General features: G+C 53.6%; 15 protein-coding genes and 1 pseudogene. 5 read left to right on the forward strand and 11 right to left on the reverse strand.

Translation table 11 applies throughout. The features are described from left to right. The 4 genes and pseudogenes from INT22_RS20240 to INT22_RS03880 form a co-directional block, all read left to right on the forward strand. Window positions 1-204, forward strand: a pseudogene (locus INT22_RS20240) (MFS transporter); the annotation flags it as partial. A 169-nt stretch (window positions 205-373) separates the two neighbouring features. After that, window positions 374-1,033 (forward strand): single-stranded DNA-binding protein, encoded by a 660-nt coding sequence (gene ssb, locus INT22_RS03870; RefSeq protein ID WP_125744875.1) that lies wholly within the window; start codon window positions 374-376, stop codon window positions 1,031-1,033. Window positions 1,034-1,090: 57 nt separating this feature from the next. Next, entirely contained in the window at window positions 1,091-1,981 is an 891-nt protein-coding gene (locus INT22_RS03875) for a sugar nucleotide-binding protein (protein ID WP_125744877.1), read from the forward strand. Beyond that, the gene (locus INT22_RS03880) at window positions 1,978-2,712 is read left to right on the forward strand and encodes a lysophospholipid acyltransferase family protein (RefSeq protein WP_193061448.1); all 735 of its coding nucleotides are present in this window, start codon (window positions 1,978-1,980) and stop codon (window positions 2,710-2,712) included. The genes INT22_RS03875 and INT22_RS03880 overlap by 4 nt, the downstream gene beginning before the upstream one ends. An 88-nt stretch (window positions 2,713-2,800) precedes the next feature. On the opposite strand, the gene fabB is transcribed toward INT22_RS03880, so the two are convergent. Both fabB and fabA read right to left on the reverse strand, forming a co-directional pair. Next, the gene (gene fabB / locus INT22_RS03885) at window positions 2,801-4,018 is read right to left on the reverse strand and encodes a beta-ketoacyl-ACP synthase I (protein WP_193067724.1); all 1,218 of its coding nucleotides are present in this window, start codon (window positions 4,016-4,018) and stop codon (window positions 2,801-2,803) included. Window positions 4,019-4,030: 12 nt separating this feature from the next. Next, a complete protein-coding gene (gene fabA / locus INT22_RS03890) occupies window positions 4,031-4,546 on the reverse strand; it encodes a 3-hydroxyacyl-[acyl-carrier-protein] dehydratase FabA (protein WP_038480285.1) in 516 nt (171 codons plus the stop codon). Window positions 4,547-4,822: 276 nt separating this feature from the next. Here fabA and INT22_RS03895 point away from each other — a divergent pair, with 276 nt between their 5' ends. Further along, a complete protein-coding gene (locus INT22_RS03895) occupies window positions 4,823-6,664 on the forward strand; it encodes a putative bifunctional diguanylate cyclase/phosphodiesterase (RefSeq protein WP_193061450.1) in 1,842 nt (613 codons plus the stop codon). A gap of 28 nt (window positions 6,665-6,692) precedes the next feature. On the opposite strand, the gene INT22_RS03900 is transcribed toward INT22_RS03895, so the two are convergent. From INT22_RS03900 to INT22_RS03940, 9 genes are all read right to left on the reverse strand, one after another. Continuing rightward, on the reverse strand, window positions 6,693-7,211 hold the full coding sequence (locus INT22_RS03900; protein ID WP_193061451.1) for a DUF2878 family protein: 519 nt from the start codon (window positions 7,209-7,211) through the stop codon (window positions 6,693-6,695). Next, window positions 7,212-8,480, reverse strand: a complete 1,269-nt coding sequence (locus INT22_RS03905; RefSeq protein ID WP_193061452.1) for a class I SAM-dependent methyltransferase — start codon at window positions 8,478-8,480, stop codon at window positions 7,212-7,214. After that, complete coding sequence (locus INT22_RS03910) at window positions 8,477-9,241, reverse strand: DUF1365 domain-containing protein (protein ID WP_193061453.1); 765 nt, start codon at window positions 9,239-9,241, stop codon at window positions 8,477-8,479. The genes INT22_RS03905 and INT22_RS03910 overlap by 4 nt, the downstream gene beginning before the upstream one ends. Further along, window positions 9,238-10,593 (reverse strand): NAD(P)/FAD-dependent oxidoreductase, encoded by a 1,356-nt coding sequence (locus tag INT22_RS03915; RefSeq protein ID WP_193061454.1) that lies wholly within the window; start codon window positions 10,591-10,593, stop codon window positions 9,238-9,240. Before INT22_RS03915 ends, INT22_RS03910 begins: the two co-directional genes overlap by 4 nt. Continuing rightward, window positions 10,590-11,375, reverse strand: coding sequence for an SDR family NAD(P)-dependent oxidoreductase (locus INT22_RS03920; RefSeq protein WP_193061455.1), 786 nt, complete (start codon window positions 11,373-11,375; stop codon window positions 10,590-10,592). Before INT22_RS03920 ends, INT22_RS03915 begins: the two co-directional genes overlap by 4 nt. A gap of 58 nt (window positions 11,376-11,433) precedes the next feature. Next, window positions 11,434-11,865 carry a nuclear transport factor 2 family protein gene (locus tag INT22_RS03925; RefSeq protein WP_193061456.1) on the reverse strand — a complete coding sequence of 144 codons (432 nt, stop codon included), beginning with the start codon at window positions 11,863-11,865 and terminating at the stop codon, window positions 11,434-11,436. Between the two features lie 105 nt (window positions 11,866-11,970). Next, window positions 11,971-13,383, reverse strand: coding sequence for a deoxyribodipyrimidine photo-lyase (gene phrB, locus INT22_RS03930; protein ID WP_193061457.1), 1,413 nt, complete (start codon window positions 13,381-13,383; stop codon window positions 11,971-11,973). Between the two features lie 43 nt (window positions 13,384-13,426). After that, complete coding sequence (locus INT22_RS03935; RefSeq protein WP_193061458.1) at window positions 13,427-14,347, reverse strand: MerR family transcriptional regulator; 921 nt, start codon at window positions 14,345-14,347, stop codon at window positions 13,427-13,429. Window positions 14,348-14,568: 221 nt separating this feature from the next. Further along, window positions 14,569-14,934, reverse strand: coding sequence for a hypothetical protein (locus INT22_RS03940; protein WP_193061459.1), 366 nt, complete (start codon window positions 14,932-14,934; stop codon window positions 14,569-14,571). Window positions 14,935-15,127 lie beyond the last annotated feature (193 nt).

Consider the following 15,127-nt stretch of genomic DNA (forward strand, 5'->3'; position numbering starts at 1 on the left):
CCACCGCCTCTCTCCAGTGAGGTCGTAGCACTACACGATACACAGCCTGATGCATTAAATCTGTTGATGGAGCATCTAGCCGATGTCGTGGGTGTGGAAGATGTGATGGTGGTGCCGGAAGAGCGCTTGATGTACCTAAAAGTGAACCGCAAAGAACTCGATCAAGCAGCGCTGAGCAGGTTGCTATCACCACCTAAGACGTAACGACCATTTCTGATTATTGGTACAGCAAGCGTTTACACCTCCAGGTTTAAACACATACCGAAGCTTTTACACACATTTGCTGCATGGCATTCAGGCCTGTCAGCCGTATCAGTGATACCCTTGAGGGCACTGGTATTGATATATGACCGATTATTGAAAGGAGCGACCTATGGCGCGCGGTATTAACAAAGTCATTTTGATTGGTAATCTGGGCCAAGACCCTGAAGTACGCTTTACGCCCTCCGGAACGGCGGTAGCAAACCTGAATTTGGCGACGTCTGACACCTGGATGGACCGCCAAAGTGGACAGCGCCAAGAGCGTACCGAGTGGCACCGCATTGTGTTGTTCAATAAGACCGCTGAGATTGCCCAGCAGTACCTGAAAAAGGGCTCTAAGGTCTACATTGAAGGTCGTCTACAAACCCGTAAGTGGCAAGACCAAAACGGTCAAGATCGCTACAGCACGGAAATTGTGGCCAACGACATGCAGATGCTAGATAGTCGTGGCGGCGATTTCCAGGGTGGCGGAGCACCTCAAGGTGGTTACGCACAAAATAACCCTGCACAAGGCGCACCAGCCCAGCAGCAACACGCGCCGCAGCACCCCGCTCCTCAGCATTCGGCCTCTCAGGGGCATCAGGGTGGCGGTATGCCTCAGCAGGGTGGTTACCCTCCCCAGGGCGGTGCTCCTCAAGGTAACTATGGCGGCGCGCCCCAGCCTGCTCGTGGGCCACAACACAGTCAGCCAGCTCCCGCCAATCAAAACAGCAATTATGGGGCTCCGGATCCAGGCAACTTCGATGATTTTGACGACGAAATTCCGTTCTAGCGCCTGAACTGAATAGTTCGCTACATTCCAGGGGTTAGGTGAGGGGGAGGTTCTGTTTTGAAGCTGCTGATACTAGATGCGGGGCACTGCTTAAGTTTGGCATTAGCCCGGGAAGCCAGTCGTCGAACGGATACAGAGCTTGTTATTGAGCAGGGGACCACGATTACCTCTGCTCAACTCCAAGCGATTACACCTGATGCGGTGATTATCCCCCCATTAGCGCACCCGCTCAGTATGGCGCCTGCCGATGTAATGGCACATGCCGATGCCGTTGATGCCTGCGTCGATGCCTGCCAAGCACAAGGCATTGCGCTGGTGTGGTGTGTTTCAGACCAACTTTACGAAGATGGTTTTGAAATTCCCATCGATGAACATGTGGTGCCTGCCCCTCGGGATGAAAGCCTGCGCCGCTTAGTGCAAGCGGGTGACCGTATTCGTGCTGGGTATCACCGGCATCTCATTGTTCGCTTAGGTCCCTTGTTTGCGCTGGAAGGCAGCCATGCGTGGCTAAACGAGATAATCGATAGCTTGATGATTGGCCAGCCTGCTCGCGCCGCTGAAGATGTTATTTTTTGCCCGACGTCTGCCGACGCTGTCGCCATGGCGTTGATTGGCATGCTACAGCAGCAAGTCTGTGGTGCCGATGCTTGGGGGGCTTACCACTTAGCGGGCACCGAGCCGGTTAGTGCGTTTACGTTTACCTCAATGGTTCGCACCCAACTGGCAACCCATCTGGAAGGCCGCGGTGAAAGCGTAGCCCTTGGTGAAGTACAAGCACTTAACCATCACCATGATGCCAAGCTGCGGCGAGTCCTTAATTGCCGCCGTGTGCTTGATGTGTTTGGTGTCCATCAAAAGCCATGGCGGCTGGAGGTAGGGCGAATGCTGGATGCGTGGTGTTTGATGCGGGAACAACAGCAGGGTGAAGGGACAGGAGAGTTGGCTTGATCAATCTGGTTCGCAGCTTGGTTTTTTATGTGGGATATTTTTCTGCCATGCTGTTGATTGGCATTCTTTTTTTGCCAATTGCGCCGTTTTTGCCTTTGGCTGCCCGTTATCGTTTGCTAAACCTCTATAACCATTTTTTGATAGCGTGGTTCAAAATTGCGTGTGGCGTGCGCTACGACATTCAGGGGCGAGAAAATATTCCAGCGGGCCCTTGTGTGATCCAGGCCAACCATCAATGCGAGTGGGAAACGGTGTTTCTGCAGGTGATGAAGCCACCCGTTTGCACGGTATTAAAGCAGGAGTTGTTGCGACTGCCTATATTTGGTTGGGGGTTACGCTTGTTGCGACCGATTAGTCTGGACCGCTCTAAGCCTGCCCGCGCTATGAAGCAGGTGTTGACCCAGGGCGTCGCGCGACTGGGAACTGGGCTGTCAGTGCTTATTTTTCCAGAGGGAACGCGTGTCGACCCAGGGGTTCGAAAGCGCTACAACAAGAGCGGTAGCGTGGTGGCCTGCCGAGCAGGCGTGCCAGTGCTGCCAGTGGCGCATAATGCTGGTGAACGCTGGCCTGGACGCCATTGGGTAAAGCGTCCCGGTGTTCTTCGGGTGCGTATTGGTGCGCCTATCGAGACGGCAGGCCGGACACCCGATGAGGTGCTGATGGATGTTGAAGCCTGGATAGAGGGGCAGCTGCAAGAGATTTCAGAGGTGCCGCGGCCTACGTCTCGTTAAGATCAGCAATCTTTCGATGACTATAAAAAACGGCGCCTTAAGGCGCCGTTTTTTATAGCGTACTGCACATGCACTGCATGACTAGGAATTAGCCATCAAAGCGCTGAAATACCAAGCAAGCGTTAGTGCCGCCAAACCCAAAGCTGTTGGAAAGCACACGGTCGATGGTAACGCCATCACGTCGCTCTCTAACGATGTCGAACCCATCCGCCTGCTCATCAAGATGCTCGATATTAGCTGAGGCAGCGACGAAGTCATTTTGCATCATTAGCAGCGAATAAATCGCTTCTTGAACGCCGGTTGCGCCTAACGAGTGGCCGGTAAGCGACTTGGTTGAGCTCATAGCAGGTGTGGTATTGCCAAACACCTCACGGATCGCCTTCAGTTCAGCCACATCGCCGACCGGCGTAGACGTGCCGTGGGTGTTAATATAATCAATATCACCCTCAACCGTCGCCATGGCCTGACGCATGCAACGCGTCGCACCTTCCCCGGAAGGGGCAACCATATCGTGGCCGTCGGAGGTGGCGCCGTAGCCCACCAATTCGCCGTATATCTTGGCGCCGCGGGCTTTAGCATGCTCCAGCTCTTCAAGCACTAACATGCCACCGCCACCAGCAATGACAAACCCATCGCGCGCTTGATCATAAGGGCGAGAGGCTTTCTCAGGCGTATCGTTGTAATGAGTTGAAAGGGCACCCATCGCATCAAATAAGCAAGAAAGGGTCCAGTGCTCTTCTTCGCCACCACCGGCAAACACGATATCCTGCTTACCAAGCTGGATTTGTTCCATCGCACTACCAATGCAGTGAGCAGACGTCGCGCAGGCGGATGAGATAGAGAAATTAACGCCTTTAATCTTAAATGGCGTTGCCAAGCATGCCGACACGGTGCTGCCCATCGTGCGGGTAACACGGTATGGCCCCACACGACGTAGGCCTTTTTCGCGCATGACATCGGCGGCTTCTACCTGATTCGCGCTGGATGCCCCGCCAGACCCGGCTATAAGCCCAGTCCGTTCGTTGGACACCTGCTCTTCAGAGAGCCCCGAATCGTCAATGGCTTGTGCCATAGACACATAGGCATACGCTGCCGCGTCGCCCATAAATCGGCGAAGTTTGCGGTCAATGAGGGAATCAAGGTCGATGTCGACGCTACCCGCTACATGGCTACGGAAGCCGCGTTCGGCGTACTCTTCCTTAAAACGAATACCGCTGCGCCCGTTTTTGAGCGCGTCTAAGACCTGTTGCTGGTCGTTGCCTAAGCACGATACGATGCCAAGGCCGGTGACTACCACTCGTCGCATGGGAGCCTCCTGTCAGAAATTCGCAGTGGAGGTGAATAGGCCAACGCGCAAATCATTAGCCTGGTATATATCGCGTCCGTCGACGGATACAGTGCCGTCGGCGATGCCTAGAATAAGCCGACGGGTAATAATGCGCTTCACATTAATGTGATATGTCACTTTTTTCGCGTCGGGTAGAATTTGGCCGCTGAATTTTACGTCGCCACAGCCCAGTGCACGTCCACGGCCTGGGTGGCCAAGCCAACCCAGGTAGAAACCCACAAGCTGCCACATGGCATCTAGCCCCAAACAGCCTGGCATGACTGGGTCGCCGGGGAAGTGGCAATCAAAAAACCACAGGTCCGGGGTGATGTCCAGTTCGGCAATTAGCTCGCCTTTACCATGCACACCACCTTCTTCGTGAATGTGCATGATGCGGTCAAGCATCAGCATATTGGGAGCCGGAAGCTGTGCGTTGCCTGGGCCGAATAGCTCGCCGCGCGAGCAGGCCAGCAGTTCTTCGCGATCAAAGGAATGTTGCTTGGTCACTGAATCGTTCCGAGTATCAAGATGGTAGTTGGGTCTAGTCTACTTCCCGAAACCTCTGAATGCACGTTGTTGGGCACTTATCGTGTTTTCTCTACAGCTTTTTACCTGCCTGCCGATAGAGGTTGTTAGTATTTCGTTATTTCAAATACGCGATTCTGCACAATAAACGCCCTATTGACGTAATATGGTGTATCCATGTTTTTTTGTTAAGCGGCATGATGCCAGATCTGTAACCCATGCCCTGTTTGGCTCATTTATAGGACACACTAAACCGCCATGTGGCTGCCTGTTTCTCTTAATCGTCCGCTGGTATGGATGGCGTTAATAGCGCTGCCCGCTTGTGTGTGGGTGCCTGACTCGGCGTTACGTATGGTGGCGGCCAGCTTGGTTGCATTTGGTATGTGGGATGCTTGGAACCAAATACGCCAACAATATTTACGGCTACGCCTTTCGCAAGATGCCATAGGGTTGGCGAGTGACGCCATTGTCATCAGCGATGTGCATAATCGCGTCTTGACGGTCAATCCGGCCTTTACTCAAATTACCGGCTTCGAAAGTCAGGAAATGATTGGCCGTAAGCTAGAGACGTTAGCGGCTCAGCGTCACGATAAAGCGTTTTATCGGACGTTTTGGAGCACGCTAAAGGCGACTGGCCGTTGGGAGGGCGAGATGTGGAATCGCCGCAAGCACGGTGATGAGTATCCCGAGTGGCTAAAGGTCCGTGCGGTTACCGACAAACGCGGCAAAATTACTCACTTCATCAGTCTCTTTACCGATATTTCCTCCCAAAAAGCCCGCGAGCGTGATTTGCGCCGAATTGGTTATGAAGACCCGCTAACGGGGTTGCCAAACCGGCGCCGCTTACACGATCTGATGTCCTCTCGGCTGCGCCATCTGCGTGCAGGTGAAAGCTTGGATATGGCGTTGATTGATATTGACGGGCTCAAGTCGGTGAATGACAGCTTAGAGGTCGAGCAGGGTGACCGCTTGTTAGCGCGCTTTGCCCAACGATTAACGGGTTATATGGCTGGCAGCGTAGTGGGTAGGTTGGGTGGTGATGAATTTATGGTGATTCGCACGACCACCTTCGACGACCATGATCAGTGGGTAGCGACCTTGCGTGAGCACATGAGCCGACCATTCGAAATAAAAGATCAATCGCTACGTCTGGGGTTAACGATAGGTAGCTGTCGCGCCCCTGAAGATGGCAATGATTCCGGCGTGCTTTTTCAGCGGCTAGAGTCTGCCTTATATAGTGCCAAGCGCTTAGGGCGTAATCTCAGCCAGCGGTTTCGCCCCGCGCTGGATAAACAAGATAACCCCCAGCTTGCTCTGGTCAGCGATTTGCGGGCCGCGTTGATATCCGGTGACCAGTTGGAGCTGCATTACCAAACGCAGCATCACCCAGGAACTGGCGATTTAGTGGGTATGGAAGCGCTGCTGCGCTGGCGTCACCCTGAGGATGGCATGATCTCGCCAGGCGACTTTATACCGCTTGCTGAACGTCATGGACTGATGGCCGAACTCGGTAGTTGGGTGATCGAAAAAGCCTGTGCCCAGCAGGCGCATTGGCAATACAGCGGTATGCCAAAAGTGACGGTATGGGTCAATATTTCTGCGCTGCAGCTTTTTCAGGGAGACCTGGAAACTCAGCTGTCTAGTTGTTTAGAACGCTACCAGCTAAAAACGTCGCAAATTGGCTTGGAATTGACAGAATCTGTTTTGCTGGACGAGCGTGCCGGGGATATGGGGCCTCGCCTGCAGGCGCTGCGTAACCAGGGCTATGCGATTGCCATCGATGATTTTGGTACTGGCTATTCATCGCTTGGTTATTTGAAACGACTGCCGGTAGATAAAATTAAGCTAGATCGTGCGTTTATTCGTGAACTGCCTCATGACCAAGCGGATGCCGCTATTGTAACGGCCGTGTTGGCGATGGCAGAGGGGATGGGACTGGAAGTGGTCGCCGAAGGCGTAGAAACTCAGGAGCAGTGTCAGTTTCTGGTTAACGCCGGCTGTACGTTAGTGCAAGGATTCTATTTTGCGAGGCCCTTACCTGCTGCGGAGCTTGAACAGCGTTGGGCGCCGCGCATACTGGCTGAATCAGTGCCCTCGTGAATGCTAAACGCCATGCTAGAAGCAAGTGTTAATGAACGCCAGAAGCAGCGACCTTGTGGTTAGCGTAACGACTGATACACACACATAGCACTGCCCAAATAATGGCCTGTGCTGGCAGTAACCAGGGGGCTAAGCTAACGCCAGTGAGCGCTGCGCCGCCAACATAGGACAGTGGCCCGCTGACCGCACCGCAAACCGCCGCAATCATTGGGTACTGCCACAGCCAAGCAAGCGAGTGAAATACCAGCGTTGCAAACAGCGGCCACAGCATCCAAAGCCACAGTGGCAGTAAACCAGCCACCAAGGTGTGTTCACCGAAGTCGAAACCTCCTGCCAAATGAAGGCCTCCGTCCAACGCTAACCCCAATAGCGCAAACACACCAATAAAACGCCATTCGCCGGGTTTGGCGCAGTGCCAGAAATGCCAGCCTAGCAGCGCACTCCCTATAATGGCAGCTACCCATGATCCCCCCAAAACGCACAGCAACCAGCCCGCTTCGAAGCGTAGTGCATTGAACAGCAAGCCGTGCCAGCGTGGGCTAGCCATTTATAGCGCGCCCGTTAACGGTGCGGGTTTGGCGGCTGGTTTGGCTAGCAATAAGTGGCACGTACCAATAGAGCGCTCAATAAAGCCCCCCTCGCAGTAGCACAAATAGTAACGCCACATACGAATAAACCGTTCGTCGTAGCCTTGCTGCCTTATCTGCTCTAGGCTGGTTTCAAAGCGATGGCGCCACTCGCGTAGAGTGCGGGCATAGTGCTGGCCAATTTCATCAAGCGCTACCACGTTCAGTGAGGTTTTGCGCATCACGCTGGTTAGCATGGCGTGATGAGACGGCAAAAAACCACCGGGGAAAATATAGCGCTTAATAAAGTCCATCTCCCGCTTGGCTTCTTCAAACCGTTGGTCTCGGATAGTGATGGCTTGCAGCATAGCCTGGCCATCGTCGCTCAGCAGGCTGTCGACCTTTTCAAGGTAGGTGTTCAAATACTGGTGGCCGACGGCTTCAATCATCTCAACAGAGATCAGTCGATCGTAGCGACCTGTCAGCTCACGATAATCCTGCTTTAGCAGGGTGATTTTATCGTCAAGCCCCTCTTCTTGAATGCGCCGGGCGGTATGGGCGTACTGCTCTTCAGAAATGGTGGTGGTAGTGACATGGCAGCCACGGGTTTTGGCGGCGTGTATTGCAAGACCACCCCAGCCAGTACCAATTTCTAGCAAGTGGTGTTCTGGGCGTACATCTAGCTTTTCGAGCATGATGTCGAGTTTGTAGGTAGACGCTTCTTCCAGGCTGGCTTCTGGATAAGGGAATACAGCGCTCGAGTACATCCAGTGGCGTTGATCAAGAAACGTGGCAAACAGGTCATTGCCAATATCGTAGTGTGCCGAGATATTACGCTTTGAACCGGAAAGGCTATTACGTTGGAAGCGATAGGCAGCGCCAAGCAGCCAGCGGGTGAAACGGGCGCTTCCGTTTTCCATTTTACCGTTTACGTGATCCAGATTGGCCGCAAACAAACGCACCAAGGCCACTAAGTCATCAGCATCCCAGTCGCCATCCATATAGGATTCAGCTGCGCCCACTGTGCCGCCAAACGCGAGCCTTTTCCAGGCGCGGGAGTGACGAATCACAACGGTCACTTGAAGCGGCCCTTCTTGACCCAGGTGGTGACACTGATTGCCTTCAATTAAGGTGATACGGCCACCCTGGAAGGCATCTAATTGAGCCATCAGGCGAGGCTTCAACCAGCGAGTCAAACGATCCTGGTTAACCGGTTGTATGTCAGGGGGCGTAGAACGCAGGGTCGTCATTTTGAAGTTTCCTTGCGCTTAGGGTGGTTATAAACGGGGATGCGCTTCAGCCAGAGGCGAAACGCTTCAAAATGAATTCCCGCCACGGTTTTCAGGCTCATCCAAGGCTGGCGTGCAAGGGTTGCTAATAGAACGCCGCGTGTCGCTGGCGCAGCCTCTAAGGTAAGCGTGGCGTCGAAATGGCGCTGCCCGCTTTGCCAGTTTTCCATGTGTAGATAGAGCTGATCGCCGGGTGCGTTGAGCTTCCAGCGGTAGGTCATTTCCATGGGGTTAAACGGCGACACATGCATGGCTTTATCAAAGCTTGCATGATGGCTATGACGAGTTGGATCGATCCGACAGGCATAGCAGGTACGCTCTTTCCAGGGCATATTAGTGACTTCACCAACGACAGCCGCCAGCCTGCCAAGATGGTCATAGGCGTAGTACATCGAAACAGGATTGAAGACCGTGCCAAAGGTGCGCAATTGGGTCAGTACGTAAATCTTGCCATTGGGGGCACTACCCAGCTGACGAATTAGCTCTTCGCGTACCGCTGTACGCAATGGCTTATCAGTAGGGCCGAGATAATCTTCGCGACGAAAGCGTGCTAGTGCCGGCCTTCGGGCGCTAAAGCAAGGCACATTGTCAAATAGGCTCGGCAACTCATCCAAGTCGAGCCACGCCATCCAAACGCGGTAACTGAAAGCGTGCTCCTTAGGAGTGAAGCGACGATGGCGCAAGGTGCCGCGGTAAATACGCGAGCGAGGCACGGTAATCATCCGAGCCCCTCCCCAACGCTGTTAGTGGGCATCAGGTCATGAGCCGGGAGTGCTGTGGGCGTTGTTGGCGGCGCAGCGGCTTCATCACAACCTAGTGCTTGGGCAACCCGCAGCGCGCTCCATACCCCATCTTCGTGAAAGCCATTGCGCCAGTAAGCGCCGCAGAAGTGAGTGCGCCGAGCAACCGAGGATATCTCGTCATGGCGCATTTGCGCTGCCTGTCCTGCCAGTGTGAACTGTGGGTGGGCATAGGTATAACGTCCGAGCACTTTCGCAGGGTCAATGCTATTGGAATCGTTAAGCGTGACGCAAAAAGTAGTCTCGGCCTCTTTCAATCGCTGCAGAATATTCATGTTGTAGGTAACAGACACCCGCTCGTCTGCTCCTCGACCATCTAAACGGTAGTTCCAGCTAGCCCAGGCGCGCTGCCGCCGGGGCAGCAGCGATGTGTCGGTATGCAGCACGACCTCGTTATCTTGATAAGGCATGGCGGCAAGAATGTCTTGTTCAGCGGGTGTCGGGTCGCCGAGCATCGCTAGTGCCTGATCGGCGTGGCAAGCCAGCACCACATGATCAAAGCGTTGTGTGCCTTGTGCCGTGGTGATCATTACGCCGGTGGCATTTCGCTCAATGCGCGTGACAGGCGTATTCAGATGAATGCGCGCTGCGTATGGCGCTGTCATGCTGGGAATATAGCGTTTCGAGCCGCCAACTAAGGTGTGCCATTGAGGGCGGTGGTTAACCGACAGCAAGCCGTGATTGCGAAAAAAACGCACGAAGAACGTCAGCGGAAAGGCGCGTAGATCGCCAATACTCGCAGACCAAATAGCGGCCCCCATGGGCAGCAGATAACGTCGCTGAAAAGCGTCACCGTAGCCATGTTGGTCAAGGTATTCGCCTAGCGTTGTGTTGCTAGGAAGGCGCTTGGCCTCTAAGTCAGCCGTTGCTTGTTTGTTAAAGCGCAAGATGTCGCGTAATAGACGATAAAAAGCGGGGCTAAGTAAGTTGCGCCGCTGGGCAAACAGCGAGCCTAGCGTATGGCCGTTATATTCAAAATCAACATCAGTTTCATGCACCGAAAAACTCATTTCGGTGGCTTGGCTAGGCACTTCGAGTGTTTCTAGTAAGCGTTGGAAATGCGGGTAGGTCCAATCATTGAAAACAATAAAGCCCGTGTCGATAGCGTAGGACTGCCCCCCGACCTCCACGTCCATCGTGGCCGTGTGCCCACCAAGACGCCCGTCTGCTTCAAACAGAGTGACTTCATGTTGGGAGGATAAGTACCAACCCGCTGCCATGCCGCTAATACCGCTGCCGATAATGGCGATACGCTGTGAAGCCATGTTGCTCATTGCTGTACCTCTTGGCGCCTTGTCATACGTAGGCCGATATGACGACGCAGCGCAGGCGGTAAAATTCCTAAACATTTCACCAGATAGGTGAAGCGACGCGGAAAGTGAATATCCAGCCTTCCTTTGACAAGACCGGCAATGATGGCATCGGCCGCTTGTTCCGCGGTGACTTGCATGGGCATTGGAAAATCATTGCGATCGGTCAACGGGGTTTTAACAAAACCTGGGTGAATGACGCTGACATCAATGCCTTCTTGATCGAGGTCGAGACGTAATGACTCCAAAAAGTAACTGACAGCCGCTTTTGAGGCGCCATAGGCTTCGGCTCTGGGCAGCGGTAAATAGGCAGATGCACTAGAGGTGGCGGCTAGGCGAGCAGGTTTACCCTCTTTGCGGGCAGCTCTTAATAACGGCAGGGCTGCCTCCACGCCATACAGGGTGCCAAACAGGTTTGGGGTGAAAACCCGCTCAATCAGCGCCATATCAAAATGCTGCGCGTCTAGATATTCGCAGGTGCCTGCATTGAATAAGGCAATATCCAGTGCGCCCAGCCATGTGCTGATCTGTTCACCCGCCGCAATCACCGCTTGGTGGTCGCTGATATCAACGGGGAGCGAATAAGCATTGGGATGACCAGCACATAAATCATCGAGCGCCTCTTGGTTTCGAGCACTCAGCACAACATGGTGACCTTGGGCGATGAGCTTTGTGGCAAGCGCTTCACCAATGCCTGACGTGGCACCAGTGAGCCAAATGCGTTGGGGCGTTTTCCATGTGCTCATCATGCTCTCCTGTAATGGCCTGTTAGCATGCAACCTGTATGCAAATAAACGGCATATATCAGCTAATGCGCCGTTTTAACCAACGTATGACACGTCCCATGACTGGTAAGTGTTCATACAACATGGCGCCTGCATCGAAATAGTCGCGGTGCTTTGAAACCCGACCATCCTCTGCAAATGTTAGGGCACTGCATCCCGCGACACGGATCGGTTTGCCCTGGGCTAATCGGGGGTGAATGAACTCCATTGTCCAGGTTACAAATGCTTGATTAGCCACCTGTTGTTGCGTGTGATAAGTAAATTGGCAACGTTCAACGTTTTCGTACATGGTGGCGAAATAGCGCTTTAGCGCCGATCGCCCTTCAATGTGATGTAGCGGATCATTGAAGATAACTTCCTCAGTATATACCTCGTATAGTTTTTCTGTACAGGTATTGTCTAGTTTATTAAAAAAGGCGCAGAAATTCGCCAAAGCTTGGTCGTTAGGCATCACGCAGTCCTGTGGTGGTTAAGAAAAATCAGCAAACGATGAAGCGAGGAGAAAGCAGTCGATCGATTTGCATCACCGCAGCGCAGGCGATGCAAAAGAGAGGAGTTATTTCGAGAGCGCTTTAAAGGCATCCAGGGCACGCTGGCGCGCTGCTTTATGGTCAACGATGGGGGCTGGGTAATCCGTTGGGTTCAGCATGTCCTGGGGCGGCGCATGGCGAGCTTTTTTAGGCAGTGGTTTTAACTCGGGCAGCCAATGGGTAATAAATTCACCCTCTGGATCAAAGCGCGTTGACTGGGTAGTGGGGTTAAAAATACGAAAATAGGGCGCTGCATCCGTGCCTGTTGATGCCGCCCACTGCCAGCCGCCGTTATTGGCGCAAAACTCACCGTCGATTAAATGGCGCATAAAAAATGCCTCACCGCGCCGCCAGTCAATCAGTAAGTGCTTACTTAAAAACATCGCGGTGATCATGCGCAGGCGGTTGTGCATCCAGCCCGTAGTCACTAGCTGGCGCATGGCCGCATCGACAATCGGATAGCCGGTACGGCCCTCACACCACGCTTGAAAGCCTTTATCGTCGTCACGCCAGCGGAGCTGCTTGGTGTGCTCTTGAAAAGGTTGGTGACGGCAAACCTGGGGAAAGCCTACCGCGACGTGCTGATAAAATTCACGCCAAATAAGCTCATTCACCCAGCTGGTCAGCCCCTCATCTCCATCGGCCAAGTGGCCACCATTTTCGCTCATCACGGCTTGAAGGCATTGGCGATAGGAGATCATACCCAGCGCTAGATAGGGCGAAAGTTCGCTGGTGCCGCGAACGTTTGGAAAGTCTCGCTGCTGCTTATAGTGCCGTCCACGAAAGCGTAAAAAACGTTCGAGATTGTCACTAGCCGCCTCTTCTCCAGCAGGCCAGAGGCGTTTATCAACGGGGTCATTATCCAGCGATGGAAGCGCGGGCAGTGGGTCGCTATTGATCTCTAGCGGAGATTGCACGCCTGGGGTATCACGTAAGGCAAGCTGCTGTGCAGTCACCTGCTTGTGCCAAGCTTTCGAAAACGGTGTAAATACGCCGTAATAATCGCCTTTTCCGGTCAATAAACTGCCAGGGGCGAAGGCGACGGCGTCATGGTGACCCTGAGCGGTGATCCCTGCTTGTTTAAAAGCATCAAGCACCGATTGATCGCGATGTTGCTCGTTCAGCGCATACTCATAGTTAAAGTGGAGTTGAGTAATCTGGTGCTCGTGGGCGATATCAAGCAACACCTGAGCCGCTTCGTCATAGTGATCAATATCACGATGCAAAAGTGGAATATTAAGCCCGTTAAGCGACGCTTTGATCGCCGCAACACTGCGTGCCCAGAAGTCGAGCTTAGTCGCCCCGTGGCCATGTGTTTGCCATTGAGCCACGCTGCGTAAGAAAACGGCCACCACGGGGCCGTTGGCAGCCGCAGCGGCAAGCGCGGAGTTATCGTGAATGCGTAAGTCGCTACGCAGCCAAACGAGCTGCAGATTCATGCGATATCCTTATCATCGGTAACGTTAACTAGCATCCGATACCTCAGAGAATTCCCGATTCGCGCAACAAGGGGCGAAGTCGTGAAATGGCTTGCGGCAGGTCGTCGCCTAACATCTGCACCGGACCGTCACGCAGCTCATTTTCTCTTAATCGCGCCACTTCCCCACACACCCCAATAGGAACATTTAACGCTTCTGTGGCCTGGGGAAGTGCGCGACCAATGTAGTCGTCGCTTTCTCGCTGGCCACTGGAAAGCAGTACCATCGATGAGTGCAATCGGGATACGGCTTGAGGAAGGTCCTCCAGCGCTAATGAGCGGTCAAACAGTTGTACGCGGTAGCCCTGTTCGCTGGCCATGAGCGCACACATTAAAACCCATAGCGGGCCGGGGTCATCAGGCATCGCACTTAGCAGGATTAACGGGCCGCGCGTTGCCTGATTGGCATAGTGCAGGCGAATGCCTACCTGGCTACGCAGAAAGGCTTCAAAGGTGCGGCGCACAAGGTCATCGGGCTGGCTGGCCCATTTGGCTTCAAGGGTAAGAATAACGGGCTGCCAGAGCTCATTAATCGCGACGCTTAAGGGATATAGCGCCAGACTCTGGTGGTACAGCGCTTCCAGCTTGGGAAGGTCAACCGCTTCTATGGTGGACTGCAACAACTGTCGTTGGCTGGCCCAGTCGCCAGTATTCGGCGATGGTGTTTCTACCGTTTCAGGTTGATCAAGTAAATCAACCACTTGGCTAACCGGAACGCCGCGGTTTAGCCATTGTAAAATACGCTCAATGCGAGTGATATCGTCTTGCGCGTATAGACGATGGCCCTTGGGGGTGCGTTGTGGACGAATTAAACCGTAGCGACGCTCCCAGGCACGAAGAGTGACCGAGTTCACACCCGTCAGGCGGGAAACTTCCCTAATCGGATAAAGCGGGGTATCGGGTGGGTGGGTCGCCTTGATGCTCATGGGCGCCATTGCCTCTTGGTTGCCTGCAAATAAGCGTGCAGGGATCTGTCAATAATTGTCGTGGCGATGCTTCAGCGCCTGACTGGCGGTTTGGCCACATAATCGGGTCGTTATTAATCGTATAGATAGCTAAACGCTATTATAGCCACCTTTGTACAACTTGTGGCTTCTGGGTACAACCTTTCCTGTAGGTGCGGAAAAGTTAAGTTTAGTTTCTAATTTCAGACAGGCCGGCCTAATAGGGCCTGGCCCAGTTCATCACCTGATAACCAAGCATCCTCGACACGACTACCTTTAAAGCTATCACCACAGAGTGCTAGGCCACTTGTACTGTATAAGTATGGCTGATGACCTGCCTGTGCTGGCTGAGCATAGCGCCAGCGGTGTGCCCCGAGTTCAATGACATTCGGTAGCTCTATATCATCGGGCAGTAGCGATACAAATGCTGCTAGCAACTGTTGGGCGACACTGTCGCTGTCACTCTCAATATGTGCATCGCTCCAATCCAGCTGAGCAAGCAAGCTAATGCTTTCCGGCTGATGTTCACGGCCAGGCTTGGTGTGATTGCGTGACGCTAGACGAAGCACCGGATGCTGTGTGTGAACGGTGTGCCACGCTGATGCTACCTTCGCTATGGGGGGTAATGGCTCCTCGAAAATAACTCAACCTGTTCAGCATCCCTACTGGGGTTTGGCCTCACAGGCAGTTGCCAGTGTTCGGTTCCCACTCTGCTAATAATGCCTTGGCCTGAAGCGGCGGGGCACTGATAACCACCACGTC

It is taken from the genome of Halomonas sp. 3D7M, from assembly GCF_014897885.1.
In the GTDB taxonomy this organism is placed as follows: domain Bacteria; phylum Pseudomonadota; class Gammaproteobacteria; order Pseudomonadales; family Halomonadaceae; genus Vreelandella.